The organism is Nocardia sp. NBC_01377 (genome assembly GCF_045040005.1).
Lineage (GTDB): Bacteria > Actinomycetota > Actinomycetes > Mycobacteriales > Mycobacteriaceae > Nocardia > Nocardia noduli.
Map to the genome: position 1 here is coordinate 3,484,101 of NZ_CP109566.1, position 16,210 is coordinate 3,500,310.

The window sequence follows — 16,210 nt, forward strand, 5'->3', positions numbered from 1 at the left end:
TCGCTCGCCGCCACGGCGAACCGTCATGGGTCTGGACGAACCGCCGACGAACCGGGATGGGAATATCCAGAGATGGGAACCGCACGCCGGAACCCGCGGACTCGCCGGCAATCCGAGCGCGCGAGCCGGAAGAAGGAGACCACATCGTGAGCACCAGTGTCATCATCGCGGGGGCGCGAACCCCGATCGGCAAGCTATCGGGCGCGTTGGCGTCGCTGACAGCGACCGACCTCGGCGGCCACGCCATCGCCGCGGCGATCCAGCGCAGCGGCCTCGATGTCGACGGCATCGACGCCGTCGTGATGGGCACCGTCGTGCAGGCCGGTGTCGGCCCCAATCCGGCACGCCAGGCCGCGGTCGCGGCGGGCCTGCCGATGACGGTCCCCGCGACGACGGTCAACAACCTGTGCCTGTCCGGACTCGAGGCGATCATGCAGGCCGACCGTCTGATCGCGACCGGCGCGGCCGATGTCGTCGTCGCGGGCGGTATGGAGTCGATGACGAACGCGCCGTACGTGGTGCGCGGCGCGCGGCAGGGGCTCAAGTACGGGTCGACCGGTTTCGAGGACACTCTGGACCGCGACGCGCTCACCTGCGCGTTCGACGGCATCTCGATGGGCGCGTCCACCGAACGCTACCAGGCTTCCGAGGACATCAGCCGGACCGAGCAGGACGAATTCGCGGCCCGCTCGCACCGCCTCGCCGCCGCGGCGACCGAGTCGGGAACATTCGCCACCGAGATCGCGCCGGTCGAGATCGCCTCGCGCAAGGGTTCGGTCACCGTCGCCGCCGACGAGGGCATCCGGGCCGAGACCACGGTCGAATCCCTCGGCAAACTCCGCCCGGCCTTCGCCAAGGAGGGCACGATCACCGCGGGCGCGGCCTCGCAGCTGTCCGACGGCGCGGCCGCGGTCGTGGTGATGCGCAAGGACCTCGCCGAGGCCCGCGGCATCGAATGGCTGGCCGAGATCCGCTCGCACGCGCTCGTCGCGGGCCCGGACACCTCCCTGCTGCACCAGCCCGCGAACGCGATCGAGGCGGCACTCGAGCGCGACGACGAGACCACTCTCGACGACCTGGCCCTGGTCGAGATCAACGAGGCCTTCGCGGGCGTCGCGATCGCCTCGATTCGTCAGCTCGGCCTCGACGCCGACAAGGTGAACATCCACGGCGGCGCGATCGCGGTGGGTCACCCGGTCGGCATGTCGGGCGCGCGGATCGCGCTGTCGCTGGCCCACTCGCTCAAGGCCGCCGGTGGCGGCAAGGGCGCCGCGGCCCTGTGCGGCGGTGGCGGCCAGGGCATCGCCATGATCCTGTCCGTCTGAGTTCGGCGCGACGCCGGTGCGTGTTTCCCACGCGCGCCGGCGCGAGCGCCCCGCGATCCACCGACTGTTCGATCGACCGTTCCAACTGGCAGATTTTCCCCTATTTGACCGACGGGGCGTCCCACCTCGAGCGCGGGGTTCGTACGCTGGATGGGTGAGCGACAAGATTTCCCTCGGCCCCGAAGCCGGAACCGTGGTCGCGCCGGGGCGACGGCGAGGCCGGAGACCGCTGCTGAGCCGGGAACGGATCGTCGCCGCGGCCCGCACGCTGCGCCCCGAATCGCTCACCATGAAAGCCGTCGCCGAAGTGCTCGGGGTGGACCGCAAATCGCTGAACTACCACGTCATCGATCGGGACGGCCTGCTGGAACTGATCGCCTTCGACGCGTTCGAGCGCGAGGTGGCCCTGGTCGATCTCGAACGCGACGCCGACTGGCGTGAGCTGCTGCGCGTGTTCACCACGGCGGTCGCGCACGCGCTCATCGACGTCGGCGTGCTGATTCCGACCGTTCGTTTCACCGGCAAGGCCGGTCTCACCACGTTGGCGGTGATCGAGCGGATGATCCGGTCGCTCATGGACGCCGGATTCGACGAGGCCCAAGCCGGGCGCACGATGAAACTCCTCGCCGAGGTCGCGCATTCGGCCGCGGGCGAGGCGCTGGAGGCGGTCGACGATCCCGTCGACCCGCAGGCCGAGCACGTCCTACGCACCCTCGACAACACGCCGGGAGACGCCTTCCCGCTGCTCAGGGAAGCGGCGTCGACCCTGAGGAACCGCACTCAGCTCGGTACGCAGTTCGCCTTCGAACTCGACCTGATCATCTCGGGCCTAGAACAGCTCCTCGGGTCACACCCTCGGCGTCAGATGTCGGCGGTCGACCGGGTCGTCCAGTCACCCATGTCGTAGATGGTCACGGGCGCGCGGTCCAGATCGGTGATCAGCCTGGTGAGCCGCAGCGACGCGAGTTTCCACTCGCGCTCGGCCCGCACCCACCGTTCCCGGTAGTGGCCGTATCCGGTCCGGCTGCGCCCGTCCTCCCAGATGACGCGGTCGTGCATCGTCCACACGACGCGGGCCTCGTCGCCGTCCAGATCGATCAGTGGTGTGTGCACCTGGTGCACCGAGCGGGAACCGGCCAACGACACCCGAAGCATCCTGATCGCGTTCTCCACGCCGTAGAGCACCGGGATGCGCGGATCACCGTCGCCGACGTCGAACTCGACGTCCTCGGTCATCAGTTCCGCCAACGCCCCCCAGTCACGCGCGTCCAGGTTGTAGCAGTACTGGGCCTTGGCCTGGGTGAGCTCGTAGTAGGCCTCGACTCTGTCCGAATGTGCCATGTGTTGCCTTTGCTGCTACCTGGGCGGCGTTCGACGCGGTCGCACGCCGGAGACATTGGGCGACGGAATCTCCGACGGCAACCATCGGGTTGCGGCCGGGAATCCCGTCATCTCCAGAGCCTAGAGTATTTTTCCCCAAGGGGAAATGACGAGTTGGGCGGGCCTCGCGGTCGGCGTTCGGCGACAGTTGCCGGGCAGACCACGAGGACGACACGACCCGGCGCGTCCGGGCCGAAAGGGCCGTCTCGGCGCCGATTCGACTCCGCCGGGTGACGCGGATGCACTCGCCGTCCCACACGAATCACACCGGCGGCACGCGAGCCGTTCCGGGCCGCACCGGCCGGGCCGATCGCACTGCGCGCCGAAGCGGTCCTCGACGGCGGCGGGCAACCGTCGTCGGTGCGACGAGCGGCCGGTCGACCCGATCGCGGAGCGTCGCCGATCTCTCGCGGAACAGGGCATGATTTCACGACGATGGCCCAATTCGAACCGTTCCGATCGCGATGATTCTATTTCACCGATATAAGTATCCGATCGGCACCGATACCAATTTCGAATTCCGCGTCGAACAGGTCGGAATACCGCGACTTTCTCGAATCTGCCTGTGCCGCAATCATTGACAACGTCGAATACCCCGTGTTGAAGTCATAGCAGTCACCGATCGGCAGTCCGGAACCGAATCGATGGCGTTTCTCCGTGCGTGCACGAATTCGCGACCCTTCCTTTCCGAGAACAGGTGCCATGTCTCCAGACAATGAATCAGCGCGTCCCGACCGCCGGGCACGCGGTACTCTGCGCCGCAGTCGTGGGCGGTGGCTCGTCGCCGGTGTCGTCGTGGCGGCGCTGGTGGCCGTGAGCGTCGTCGTCGCGGTGACCGGGTCGGATTCCGACGACGCGGCCGGTGACACTCCGACCCATCACGGCACCCTGGTCTACGGGGTCTCCGGGACCCAGGTCTCGCTGGATCCCGCGGTCGCGGCCACGGCGGTCACCAGCGTGATCAACCGCAACATCTTCGATTCGCTGATCGTGCAGACCGGTCCCGACACCTTCGCGCCCTGGCTGGCGAGCAGGTGGACCGTCTCGCCGGACGGCACGACCTACACCTTCACCCTGCGTGACGGCGTCACCTTCCACGACGGCACCCCGTTCGACGCCACGGCGGTCAAGGCCAGTCTCGACCACGTCGTCGACCCGAAGACGAAATCCGCCTACGCAGCCTCGTTGATCACCCCGTACCGGGAGACGAGGGTCACCGCCCCGAACGTCGCCGAGGTCGTCCTCGCGCAGCCGTTCACCCCACTGCTGCAAGCACTTTCGACTCCGAGCCTCGGTATCCAGAGCCCGAAGGCGCTCGCCGAGCCGAGCACGAGCTACCGGCCGGTCGGTACCGGTCCGTTCGCGTTCGAGCAGTGGGAACAGGGCCGTAGGGAGACCCTGGTGCGCAATGCCGCCTATTCGTCGCCGCCCGACGGGGCGACGCATACCGGGACCGCCTATCTGGAGAAGCTGGTCTTCGAATTCGTGCCCGAGGACGCGACCCGCTTCGGTGCGCTCACCAGCGGCCAACTCCAGGGCATCGCCGGGGTACCTCCGGTCTCCGCCGGACAGCTCGCCGACCAGGCCGGTTTCACCCTGCACAGCACCGAGACCCCCGGCCTCAACTACAACGTCTACCTGAACGGCACCCGTGGGCCGCTCCAGGATGTCGCGGTGCGCCGGGCGCTGTCGGCGGCGGTCGACGTCCCGAAACTCGTCGACAACGTCTACTTCGGGCGCTATCCGGTGGCCGACAATCCACTCACCCGCGTCACCGCCGCCTACGACGCGTCGGCGCGCGGCGAGCTCGCCACCTACCAGCCCGAGCTCGCGAAACAGCTTCTCGATCAGGCGGGTTGGAACCGCCTCAACGGTGACGGATACCGGGTCAAGGACGGCCGCAGACTGTCGCTGGTGTGGCCGTACTGGCCGGAGGGCACCCGTGAACAGCGCGAGGTGGTCGCCGAAGGTATCCAGGCCCAGGCCCGTTCGGTCGGCATCGAGATCCAGCGTCCCAAGGTCGACACCGGAACCTACATCGACAAGTACCTGATCGGCGGCGAGTACGACCTCGTCGACGTGAGCTTCGCCCGCCCGACCCCCGACGTGCTGCGCTTCGCCTTCTTCTCCACCAACACCTACGCCAAGGCGGGCGGCAATGTGGCGCTGGTGAATTCGCCGCAGATCGACACCTGGGTGACCGATGCCGCGTCGACCACCGATCCGGCACGCGCCGCGCGGAACTACGCCTCGGTGCAGCACGACGTGCTGAAACAGGCCTACATCATTCCCGTGTACACCCCCGTCAGCCTGACCGGATTCGCGAACACGGTGCACGGCATCACCTTCGACGCCCAGACCTATCCGAGGTTCTACGACGCATGGCTCGCGTCCTGAATCGGGTGCCGGAGCCGCTGCGCTGGTTGATCGGTCGCCTCGCCCTCGCGCTCGTCGTGATCTGGGGCGCGGCGACCGTCACCTTCGCCGGACTGCTGCTGATTCCCGGCGACCCCGCCCGCGCCGTCGCGGGCGGGGTGGCGGCGACCGCCTCGCCCGAGGTGCTCGCCCGCATCCGATCCGAATACGGATTCGACGATCCGGTCGCCGTGCAATATCTGCGTTTCCTGGCGCGGCTGCTGCGCGGCGACCTCGGCACGTCGTATCAGCAGAACCGGCCGGTGCAGTCGATCATCACCGAACAGCTCGGGGCCACCCTCGCGCTCGCGCTCGGGGGCATGCTGCTCGGCGCGCTGATCGCGATCACGCTCGCCGTGCTGACCGCGGACCGACCGCGCCCGCGCTCGGTCGCGCGGTTGGCCGAATTCACCGCGTTGTCGATGCCGACCTTCTGGATCGGCTTCGTCCTGCTCGCGCTGTTCTCCTTCCGCTGGCACGTGTTCCCCGTCCTGGGCAACGGCGGCATCGAGGCACTGATCCTGCCGTGGATCACCCTGGCCATCGCGATCACCGGCGTCCTGTCCCAGGTCGCGCGCGACGGTATCGAACAGGCGCTCGGGCAACCGTTCGCGCTGACGGTCCGCGCCAGGGGCGCGACCGAGACCACGGTGCGCGTCGGCCACGCCCTGCGCCACGCCGCGCTGCCGGTGCTGACGATGTCGGGCTGGATGCTGGGGAATCTGCTGGGCGGGGTGGTCGTGGTCGAAACCGTCTTCGCCAGACAGGGTTTGGGGCAGGTACTGGTGACCGCGGTCCGAGGACGTGACTATCCGGTGGTGACCGGTATCGTCGTGCTCACCGCCGCGACGTTCTCCCTCATCAGCATCGCGCTCGACCAGCTCTATCGCGTGGTCGATCCCCGTATCGGGGAGTCGGCCCGGTGACCGGCGCCGTCGAGGCACCGGAGGTGGTGCGACGCCGACCCGGCCGTCGGATCCCGCCGTTGGGAACGGCGGTCGCCGGAATCGTCTTCGCCGCGATCGTGGTGGCCGCGGTGGCGCCGGGGCTGCTCGCGGGCTCGCCCGACGCGATCGAACCCGCCGTCGCGCTGCACTCGCCGAGCGGCGCGCACCCTTTCGGCACCGACTGGCTCGGACGCGACGTCTACGCCCGGGTGGTGCACGGCGCCCGAACCACCCTGCTGATCGGGATCGGCTCGACCGTGCTCGCCTGCGTCACCGGGGCGGGGTGGGGGCTGGTCGCCGCGCTCGGCGGGCGTGTCGTCGATCAGATCGCGATGCGGGTCGCCGATGTCTTCCTGTCCTTTCCGGCCATCCTGATGGCGTTGCTGGTGGTCGCGGTACTCGGACCGGGGACGGTGAATGTCACGATCGCGGTGACGGTCGCTCTCGCACCGGGTTTCGCGCGCATCGTGCGGATCCGCACGCACCTGGTGCGGCAGTTCGCCTATGTCCGCGCGGCCCTGGATCAGGGCATCGCGCCGTGGCGGGTGGCCTGGCTCCACATCGCGCCGAATGTCCTGTTGCCCATCGGTGTGCTGGTGGTGATCAATATCGGCACCGCGATCATCATCGGGTCGTCGTTGAGTTTCCTGGGCCTCGGGCCGGAGAACGCCGTACCGGACTGGGGTTCCATGCTCGCCCAGTCACGCAACTACCTGTCGGCCGCGTGGACGCTCGCCTTGTTCCCCGGTCTGGCCGTGACGGTGACCGTGCTGTCGATCAGCGTGCTCGGGCGCGGGCTGCGCGTGCGCACCGAGGAAGGTGAGCGATGACCGATCCCCTGCTGTCGGTACGGAATCTGTCGGTCGAATTCGGCTCGGCCGACGCGCCCGCGGTGCGCACCGTGAGCCTGCGACTGGATGCCGGGAAATGCCTCGCCCTCGTCGGCGAATCGGGTTCGGGCAAGAGCGTGGTGGCCCGGTCGCTGCTGGGCCTGGCCGGGACCGGCGCGACCGTGCGGGCCGACACCATCGACTTCGACGGCACCGACCTGCGCGATCTGCCCGACCGGCACTGGCGGCGCATCCGGGGCAAACGGATCGGCTTCGTCCTCCAGGACGCGCTGACCTCACTGGATCCACTGCGCCGGGTCGGACACGAGGTGGCCGAACCACTCCGGATCCATCGGCTGGTATCCCCCGACGACCTCGACGACGCGGTACTCGACCTGCTCGAGGCCGTCGGCATCCCCGACCCCGGCGACCGGCTGTTGCAATACCCGCACGAACTGTCCGGCGGACTGCGTCAACGGGCGCTGATCGCCTCGGCCATCGCGGCGCGACCCGCGCTGCTCATCGCCGACGAGCCGACCACCGCGCTGGATGTGTCCGTACAGCAACAGATCCTGCGGCTGCTCGACACGTATCGAGCCGACGGCACCGCGGTCCTGCTGATCAGCCACGACCTCGCGGTGGTGGCGGATATGGCCGACACGGTGTCGGTCATGTACGCGGGCGTCGTGGTCGAACAGGGCAGTGCGGCGGCCATTTTCGGCAATCCCGCCCACCCCTACACGGTCGAACTGCTCGCCGCGGCGCCGCGGATCGACGGACCGGCGCGGCGCACACGGGTCGCGCCGTGGGCGCCCGCGGCGCGGACCGGATGCCCGTTCGCGCCGCGCTGCCCCCTCGCCGAGGACCGCTGCCGAGAGCGCCTACCGGAACTGACCGCCCTCGGCGACCGGCACGCCTCCCGTTGCCTGCACCCCGGTGAACACGTGCCACGGGAGCGAACCACTCACCGCCCCCACGGAAGACACGAGGAGGACATATCACGGCCATTACTCGAATTCACCGACGTCTCACACCACTATCGGCGTCCGGACGGCACCGCCAGGCGCACCGTCGACTCGGTCTCGCTGACCTTGTCTCGCGGCGAAACGCTGGGAGTGGTCGGCGAATCCGGCTCGGGCAAGAGCACCCTGGCACGGCTCGCGATGGCACATATCGCACCGGAGTCGGGCACGGTCACCTTCGACGGGCGACCGTGGAGCGTGTTGCGCGAACGTGCCCGCAGACCGTCACGGCACCGCATCCAGCTCATCGATCAGGATCCGCTCAGCGCGTTCGATCCCAGGTACACCGTGGAGAAGATCATCGCCGAGGCGCTGCACCGACTCCCGTCGTCGACCGCGCGCGCCGCGCGGATCGTCGAACTCCTGCACTCGGTGGGGCTCGACCCCGGATTGCGGAACCGATTGCCCGCGCGGCTGTCCGGCGGCCAACGTCAGCGGGTGGCCATCGCCCGCGCGCTGGCCGGTGGGCCCGACCTGCTCGTCGCCGACGAACCGGTTTCGGCGCTCGATGTCACCATCCAGACCCAGATCCTCGAACTCTTCGAGCGGGTGCAGCACGAGACCGGAACGGCCCTGCTGTTCATCTCGCACGATCTCGCGGTGGTCCGGCAGCTGTGTGACCGCGTCGCGGTCGTCCAGCACGGCCGGATCGTCGAAACCGGCCGCACCGAGGACATATTCGACGATCCGCGACACCCGTACACCCGGCAACTGCTCGACGCGATACCCCGCACACCGACCCCGACCGGGTCCACCCTCGTCGATCTCGTTCCGAAAGGCATTCGATGACCGAACTCCCATCCACCACCGCGACCGAACCCTCCCCCACCCGCCCCGTCACGATCGTCACCGGCGCCGCGTCCGGTATCGGCCGTGCCACCGCCGAATTGTTCGCCGAACGCGGACATCACGTGGTCGCCGTGGATATCGCCGCGCGCGGTCTCGCCGAATTGGGCGACGGGATCGTCACGCTGACCGGCGACGTCTCCGCGGAGGCGATCAACCGCACCGCCGTCGATACCGCGCTGGAGCGCTTCGGCCGCCTCGACACCGTGGTACTCAACGCGGGAACGGGCGGAACCCCGCCCCTGGAATCGGCGGGCGCGGTGGATTCGGCGGACCGCATCTTCGGGGTGAATCTGCGCGGACCGATCCACGGACTCAAGGCGGCCGTGCCCGCGCTGCGCCGCTCGCGCGGCTCGGCGATCTTCACCGCCTCGGTCGCCGGATTGCGCGGCGACCCCGGCAACTGGGCCTACAACGCCTCCAAGGGCGCTCTGATCAACCTTGTCCGGGCCTTCGCGATCGACTATGCCGCGCAGGGTATCCGGATCAACGCCCTGGCACCGGGACTCACCCGCACCGCGATCACGGCCAACGTGCACAAGGACCCCGCGCTGCTCGCCGCGATCGAACGCCGGATCCCGCTGGGCCGCTTCGCCGAACCCCGCGAGCAGGCCGAGGCGATCTGGTTCCTCGCCTCCCCCGCCGCCGGATACATCACCGGGACCACGCTCGTGGTCGACGGCGGATTGGACGCCAATCTCGGCATCCTCCCGCTGCCCGGCCAATCCCTCTGACGCAGTACCGACCCGCCGGACCCCGGTGGATCGCCCCGATACGAAGGAGACAGACCGTGACATCCGCATCGGAAACCAACAAGACCGTCGCCCGCCGCTTCTACGATGAAGTGGTCACCAAGGGCGATCTGGGACTGCTCGACGAGATCATCGCCGAGGACGGACGCGATTCCGCGGTGCCCGCGGGCGATGTCAAGGGCCGCGACGGATTCGTCGAACACATCACCTGGCTGCGCGCCAATGTCGAGAACGTCACCGCGACCGTCACCGACGTCATCGCCGAGGACGACCGCGTCGTCGTGTACTGGACCATCGATGGCACCCAGCGCGGTGAGATCTTCGGTGTGCCCAACAGCGGCAGGCATTTCACCGGCGTCAGCATCAGCACCATCCGCTTCCGTGACGGCCGCATCACCGAATACTCCGTCCTGCCCGATCGGCTCGGCATCATCGCCCAGCTCACCGGCGCTGTCGCCTGATCCGATCCTGTGTCGAGGTGGCATCCCGGAGTCCGGGATGCCACCTCGCGGCGTTCAGCGCTCCAGACTCTCCAGCCATGCCCGAACCGCCGCCGCGGTGGTCGGGCCGTCGTCCTCGAGCGCGGTGAAGTGGTCGCCGGGGATATCGGTGACACTGTGCGGCTCGGGCCAATACGCACGCCAGTCCCGTTGGCCGTCCACCGTTGTTCCCGGCAGCGGAGTCAGTGCCCGCAGCAGGTGGATCGGGGTGCGCACCGGCGTCGGCCGCCACCGCGCGAACACCCGGTTGTAGGTGCCCATGGTGGTGAGCCGTTCGTCCTGGACCGTCAGATCGAAACGGTCCACGCGGTCGAGCATTCCGGTGATCATCGACCCGATCCACCATTCCATGCCCGGCTCGGTGGCGGCGTCGATCGGGTAGCTGTCGACGAGCACCATGCCGCGCGGCGACAATCCCTCCTGTTCGAGCGCGACGGTGACGGCGTGCGCGGCACACCCGCCCATCGAGCGGCCGAGCACCACGAACGGCCGATCGCCGACCGCGGCCTTCAGTCCGTCGATGCCGAGGCGAACCACCGTCTCCACCGAATCGGGCAATTCGTCGCTCCCCGCGGTGAATCCGGGCCACGGGACGACATGGAAATCACGCTCTCCCCCGAACTCCTTGGCCATCCTGGAGTATTCGTGCGGCCCGGAGATCGCGCTCAACGCGGGAAACGCGACCACGGCGGTGGGCGCGGGCCCCGAGGTGAGCCGAATCGGGTTCAGCGCGTGCTTCTTCCGGTCCTCCAGGGTGAAAGTGCTCCGCACGTGGGAGGCGGCGATCAGCAACTGCGCCGCCTCGACATGCTTGCCACTGTCGTGAATGCGCCGGTGCACGGAGGCGAGGCCCGTCGCCGCCGACCGCGTCGCCGTGGTGGCCGCGGCCGGGTCCTCGTCGATCGACTCCGAGAGATACCGCACGATCGCGTCCGGTGTCGGATGATCGAAGGTCAGCGTCGCGGGCAGCCGCGCCCCCGTCGCCCGGACCAGGCCGTTGCGCAACTCCACGGCGCTGAGCGAGTCGAGACCCAGTTCGACGAGTGCGCGATCTCCCGCGATGCCGTCGGGATCGGGATGTGCCAGTGCCGCGCCGATCTCGGCGCGGACGAGTCCGAGCAGTACCCGGTGGCGTTCGGCGCCGTCCTTGCCCGCCAGTTCCCGCAGCACCGGTCGTTGCTGCCCGGCGGATCCGGCGGTCCGGCGCGGTGCGCGCACGAGTGAACGCAGGCCCGGCGCGGTGGGCTCGACATCGGCGCGGCGCGACAGTGCCCCGATATCGAATCGCGCCGCCACCAACACGGCCCGATCGGCGCGTACCGCGGCGTCGAACAGGGCCAGCGCGAGCGCGGTCGGCAGTGAGCGCAGACCACCGCGGGCGATGCGGGCCCGGTCGGCGGCGGTGAGGTGGGCGGTGGTGCCGCTCTCGCGCTCCCACAGCCCCCACGACACCGATACCGCGGGCAGGCCGTCGGCCCTGCGGCGGGCCGCGAGTGCGTCCAGCTCGGCGTTGGCGGCGGTGTAGGCGCTCTGGCCCGGTCCGCCCAGCAGCGCGGACACCGACGAGAACAGCACGAACCGGGTCAGCGTGGCCGAATCCCTGGTCAGCTCGTGGAGATTGCGAGCACCGACGCTCTTGGGCGCGAGCACGGCCGCGAGGCGTTCGGCGGTGAGGGCGCCGAACAGTCCGTCGTCGACCACGCCCGCGGCGTGCACGATCCCGGACAGCGGACGCGCGGGGGGAATCGTGGCGATCACGGCCGCCAATCGCTCGCGATCCGCGACATCCACCGCGCGCACATCGACCGTCGCGTGCTCGTTCTCCAACTCGGCGACCAGTTCCCGGGCACCCGGCGCGTCGACGCCGCGTCGGCCGATCAACAGCAGGTGCCGCACCCCGTGCGCCGACACCAGATGCCGGGCGATCTCCGCGCCGACACCGCCCAGCCCGCCCGTGATCAGCACGGTGCCCGCCGCGTCCCACGGCGCGGTCCCGGCTTCCGCGGGCGGATCCCACCGGCTCAACCGGGGCACCAGCACCCTGCCCCTGCGCACGACGGTATGGGTGTCGCCCTCGGAGCCGAGCGCCACGACGCCCGGCAGCGCCGCGAGCGATTCCTCGGCGTCGTCGATATCGGCGAGCAGGATCCGGCCGGGTTGTTCGGCCTGTACCGAGCGCACCAGTCCCCAGACTGCGGCGACGCCGGAATCGGGGATCTCGTCGTCGTCCGCGGCGATCCCGAGCCGGGTGAGGACGATCAGCGGTACCGACTCGAACGTACTGTCGGCCAGCCAGTTCCGCAGCACCGGCAGCAGGTGCTCGAGGGTTTCCGTGGGCAGTACGGCGACGCCCGGTGTGACCTCGCCCGCGGTGATCGCGGCGGCCAGTCCGGTCAGGTCCGAGACGCGATCGACGCGATGGCCGATCAGGCGGAGCCGATCGGGCAGGTCGGTGCCCGCGGCGTCGAGGATCACCCACGAGGTGGGAGCGGTGGACGTGGTGGAGGCCGCCGTCCAGGTCGGCTCGAAGAGCGCGTCGCGCAATTCCGAACGCGCCGAACGCAATTGCGCGGCCGAGACGCGGCGGGCGACCAAACCGTCGATGGTGAGCACCGGTGCTCCCGCCGGATCGGCCGCGTGCAGCGTCACCGTGTCCGGTCCCGAGGGCGCGATCCGCACGCGTAGCGCCGCCGCGCCGACCGCGTGCACGTGTACTCCGTTCCAGGCGAAGGGGAGCCGGTTGAATCCGGGCGGTACCTCCGCCAGCGCGCGCAGGGCGGGCAGGTGGACGGCGGCATCGAGCAGGGCGGGGTGGATGGCGAAATTCTCGGCGTTCGGCCGTTCGGAATCCGGCAGGGCGACATCGACATACAGGTCACCGTCGCGTTCCCAGGCCCGGCGCAGTCCCCGGAAGGCGGGGCCGTAGTCCAGGCCGGTGGCGACCAGGGTCGGGTAGATGTCGTCGACGTCGACCGGTTGCGCGCCCTCGGGGGGCCACACGGTGAAATCGTAGTCTGGTTCGACGGCGGAGGAGGCCAGTACCGCGACGGCGTGCCGGATCCATCCGGCGTCCGTGCCGGTCGCGGCGCGGGAATGGATGCCGACCTCGCTCGCGCCGTCGCCGGTCCTCACCGTGACCTGGATGTCGACCGGATCGTCGGTCAGCACCAGCGGCGCTTCGACGATCAATTCGTCGATACCGGGTGCGCCGACTTCCTCGCCCGCCCGCGACACCAGTTCGAGCAGCGCGGTGCCGGGCACGATCACGGTGCCGAGGACGGCGTGATCGGCCAGCCACGGATGGGTCCGCAGAGACAACCTGCCGGTGAGCACGACTCCACCGTCGGCGGCGAGTGTGATCGCCGCGCCGAGCAGCGGGTGACCGATATTCGCCACGCCACGGGCGGCGGTGTCGGATCGGAGCGCGGTCGGAGCGGCCCAGAAGCGCTGTTGCTGGAAGGCGTAGGTGGGCAGCGGTGTTCGGGGCCGGGCCGCGACGATGGCCGACCAGTCGACCTCGCCGCCGGTGGTGAACACGGTCGCCGCCGCGGTGAGCGCGGTGGTGGTCTCGTCACGGCCGCGGCGCAGGGTCGCCGTCACCGCCACCGTGTCGCCGGAATCGAGGTTGGCCGAGATCATGGGCGTCAGCACGGCATCCGCGCCGACTTCGACGAAGGTGGTCACACCCGTCTCGCGCAGTGTGCGCACCGCTTCGCCGAAGCGCACGGTGCCGCGCAGATGACGCACCCAGTACCGCGGGTCCGAAAGTTCGGCACCGGTCACCACCGCGCCGGTCGCGTCCGAGACCACCTGTATGTCGGTGGGTTCGGTGAAGGTCAGACCGGCGACGACGCTCTCGAATTCGGCCAGTACCGGATCCATGAGGGCGGAATGGAAACCGTGCGAGACCGGCAGGCGTTTGGTTCGCCTGCCCGCGGCCGCGAGGGCCGCGGCCACCTCCGACACCGCCGCGTCGGCACCCGAGATCACCACGGCGCGAGGACCGTTCACGGCGGCCACCGAGATGGCCGACACCCCGGTCGCCGACCGCTCGATGAACTCCGCGGCCTCGGCTTCGGTGGCCTGTACCGCCACCATGGCACCACCGGTCGGTAGCGCGCCCATCAGCCGTCCCCGCGCGGCCACCAGCCGGGCGGCGTCGTCGAGCGAGAGCGCGCCGGCCACGTGCGCCGCCACGACGCCGCCGATGGAATGGCCCGCCACCGCCGCGATCCGGATGCCCCACGACCGCAGCAGTGCGACCAGTGCCGTTTCGACGGCGAACACCACCGACTGGGTGTAGAACGTCGCGTCGATCAGTCCTTCGGTCCCCGGGGTGCCGAAGGCGACATCGGCGACCGAGTACGCCACGGCGTCGCCCAGATATCGGTCGAGCCGTGCCACGGTCGCGTCGAAAGCGGACCGGAACACCGGGAAGCGCCGGTACAGGTCGGCTCCCGCGCCTGCCCGTTGGCTGCCCTGTCCGGAGAACACGAGCCCGACGCCGCCGGGGTTGTCGCCGACGCCCGTGACTGCCCCGGCCGCGGCGTTGCCCTCCGATACCGCGAGCAGCGCCGAACGCGCCCGCTCGCGGTCGGACGCCAGGACGACAGCGCGGGATGCGAACACGACGCGATCGCGCACGAGCGACGACGCGATCGATCCCGGATCCGGTGCGTCCGCCGTGGAGACGAGGTCGGCCAGCCGTGCCGCCTGCGCGCGCAACGCTTCCGGGGTGACCCCGGAGAAGACGAACGGTAGTAGCTCGTGGGTCTCCACGGCTTCCGGGGCCGGGTCCGCTTCCGTGGTAGCGGGCGCCTGCTCGATGATCACGTGCGCGTTCGTTCCCGAGACACCGAACGCGGACACCCCCGCGCGGCGCGGTCGCCCGGTCTCGGGCCACGCCCGCGCCTCGCTCAGCAGTTCCACCCTCCCGGAATCCCAGTCCACCAGTGGTGACGGCGCGTCCAGGTGCAGCGATCGGGGTAGTTGTCCCCTCCTGATCGCCTCGACCGTCTTGATCACACCGGCCACGCCCGCGGCCGCCTGCGCGTGGCCGATATTGGATTTCAGCGAACCGAGCCAGAGCGGTTCGCCATCGGTGCGCGCGCCGTAGGTCGCCAGGATGGCCTGCGCTTCGATGGGATCGCCGAGCACGGTCCCGGTGCCGTGCGCTTCGACGGCGTCGACGTCGCCGACCTCGAGGTCACAGTCGGCCAGCGCGGCGAGGATCACCCGCTGCTGGGCGGGGCCGTTCGGGGCCGTCAGTCCGTTCGACGCGCCGTCCTGGTTGATCGCGGATCCGCGCACCACGGCCAGCACCTCGTGTCCGTGCCGTCGCGCGTCGGAGAGTCGTTCCACCAGTAGCACGCCGACGCCCTCGGCCCAGCCGGTGCCGTCCGCACCCGCCGCGAACGCCTTGCAGCGGCCATCGACCGCGAGTCCGCGCTGCCGGGAGAACTCTGTGAAGCCGATCGGCGTCGACATGACCGACGCCCCGCCCGCGACGGCCAGATCGACCTCGCCGGATCGCAGCGCCCGCACCGCGAGATGCAAGGCCACCAGCGACGACGAGCAGGCGGTGTCCACCGTCACCGCGGGCCCCTCGAATCCGAAGGTGTAGGCGATGCGTCCGGAGACCACGCTGCCGAGATTGTTGATCGCCAGGTAGCCTTCCAGATCCTCCGGAACGGGGTCGAGACGCGAGCCGTAGTCGTGCCCGGCCAGCCCCGCGTACACCCCGGTTCGGCTGCCACGGAACGCGTTCGGGTCAAGACCCGCGCGTTCGAACGCCTCCCACGCGGTCCGCAACAGCAGACGCTGCTGCGGGTCCATCGACAGCGCCTCGCGGTGCGAGATGCCGAAGAAGTCGGGATCGAAATCCGCCGCGCCGTCGAGGAATCCGCCATGCCTGGTGTAGGAGGTTCCGGGGCGGTCGGGGTCCGGGTCGTAGAGCGCGGTCAGGTCCCAGCCCCGGTCGGCGGGGAACTCACCGACCGCGTCGCGTCCTTCGGAGACCAGCTCCCACAGTTGTTCGGGACTGCTGATGCCGCCGGGCAGCAGGCAGGCGGTGCCGATGACGGCGATCGGCTCGTGCGCCCGCGCCCGCGCATCGTCGAGCCGCTGTTGCAGCTTCTGTTCCTTCGCGATCGAACGCCTCAGGTATTCGCGGAGTTTCGTTTCGGTGGCCATT

General features: G+C 69.8%; 10 protein-coding genes. 8 read left to right on the forward strand and 2 right to left on the reverse strand.

The annotated features are described in order from the left end of the window. Nucleotides 1–146: 146 nt before the first annotated feature. Nucleotides 147–1,325 carry an acetyl-CoA C-acyltransferase gene (locus OG225_RS16135; protein WP_405182399.1) on the forward strand — a complete coding sequence of 393 codons (1,179 nt, stop codon included), beginning with the start codon at nt 147–149 and terminating at the stop codon, nt 1,323–1,325. Between the two features lie 154 nt (nt 1,326–1,479). Next, entirely contained in the window at nt 1,480–2,232 is a 753-nt protein-coding gene (locus OG225_RS16140; protein WP_405182400.1) for a TetR/AcrR family transcriptional regulator C-terminal domain-containing protein, read from the forward strand. On the opposite strand, the gene OG225_RS16145 is transcribed toward OG225_RS16140, so the two are convergent. Then, the gene (locus OG225_RS16145) at nt 2,187–2,666 is read right to left on the reverse strand and encodes a nuclear transport factor 2 family protein (protein WP_405182401.1); all 480 of its coding nucleotides are present in this window, start codon (nt 2,664–2,666) and stop codon (nt 2,187–2,189) included. The two genes, OG225_RS16140 and OG225_RS16145, sit on opposite strands and share 46 nt — an antisense overlap. Before the next feature lie 741 nt (nt 2,667–3,407). Here OG225_RS16145 and OG225_RS16150 point away from each other — a divergent pair. The 6 genes from OG225_RS16150 to OG225_RS16175 are packed head-to-tail and all read left to right on the forward strand — an operon-like array spanning nt 3,408 to nt 9,978. Then, nucleotides 3,408–5,102: an ABC transporter substrate-binding protein gene (locus OG225_RS16150; protein WP_405182402.1), complete on the forward strand. Its 1,695-nt coding sequence runs from the start codon at nt 3,408–3,410 to the stop codon at nt 5,100–5,102. After that, a complete protein-coding gene (locus OG225_RS16155) occupies nt 5,087–6,046 on the forward strand; it encodes an ABC transporter permease (protein ID WP_405182403.1) in 960 nt (319 codons plus the stop codon). The genes OG225_RS16150 and OG225_RS16155 overlap by 16 nt, the downstream gene beginning before the upstream one ends. Next, nucleotides 6,043–6,897 carry an ABC transporter permease gene (locus OG225_RS16160; protein ID WP_405182404.1) on the forward strand — a complete coding sequence of 285 codons (855 nt, stop codon included), beginning with the start codon at nt 6,043–6,045 and terminating at the stop codon, nt 6,895–6,897. Before OG225_RS16155 ends, OG225_RS16160 begins: the two co-directional genes overlap by 4 nt. Next, nucleotides 6,894–8,708, forward strand: a complete 1,815-nt coding sequence (locus OG225_RS16165) for a dipeptide ABC transporter ATP-binding protein (RefSeq protein WP_405182405.1) — start codon at nt 6,894–6,896, stop codon at nt 8,706–8,708. The genes OG225_RS16160 and OG225_RS16165 overlap by 4 nt, the downstream gene beginning before the upstream one ends. After that, a complete protein-coding gene (locus OG225_RS16170; RefSeq protein WP_405182406.1) occupies nt 8,705–9,499 on the forward strand; it encodes an SDR family NAD(P)-dependent oxidoreductase in 795 nt (264 codons plus the stop codon). Before OG225_RS16165 ends, OG225_RS16170 begins: the two co-directional genes overlap by 4 nt. Before the next feature lie 56 nt (nt 9,500–9,555). Continuing rightward, nucleotides 9,556–9,978, forward strand: a complete 423-nt coding sequence (locus OG225_RS16175) for an ester cyclase (RefSeq protein ID WP_405182407.1) — start codon at nt 9,556–9,558, stop codon at nt 9,976–9,978. Nucleotides 9,979–10,032: 54 nt separating this feature from the next. Here OG225_RS16175 and OG225_RS16180 read toward each other — a convergent pair whose 3' ends face one another. Then, a complete protein-coding gene (locus OG225_RS16180) occupies nt 10,033–16,209 on the reverse strand; it encodes a type I polyketide synthase (protein ID WP_405182408.1) in 6,177 nt (2,058 codons plus the stop codon). Between the last annotated feature and the right edge of the window lies 1 nt (nt 16,210).

Coding starts and splice junctions, on each gene's coding strand:
- OG225_RS16145 (WP_405182401.1), bottom strand. CDS start 2,666: ATGGCACATTCGGACAGAGTCGAGGCCTACTACGAGCTCACCCAGGCC.
- OG225_RS16150 (WP_405182402.1), top strand. CDS start 3,408: ATGTCTCCAGACAATGAATCAGCGCGTCCCGACCGCCGGGCACGCGGT.
- OG225_RS16155 (WP_405182403.1), top strand. CDS start 5,087: ATGGCTCGCGTCCTGAATCGGGTGCCGGAGCCGCTGCGCTGGTTGATC.
- OG225_RS16165 (WP_405182405.1), top strand. CDS start 6,894: ATGACCGATCCCCTGCTGTCGGTACGGAATCTGTCGGTCGAATTCGGC.
- OG225_RS16170 (WP_405182406.1), top strand. CDS start 8,705: ATGACCGAACTCCCATCCACCACCGCGACCGAACCCTCCCCCACCCGC.
- OG225_RS16180 (WP_405182408.1), bottom strand. CDS start 16,209: ATGGCCACCGAAACGAAACTCCGCGAATACCTGAGGCGTTCGATCGCG.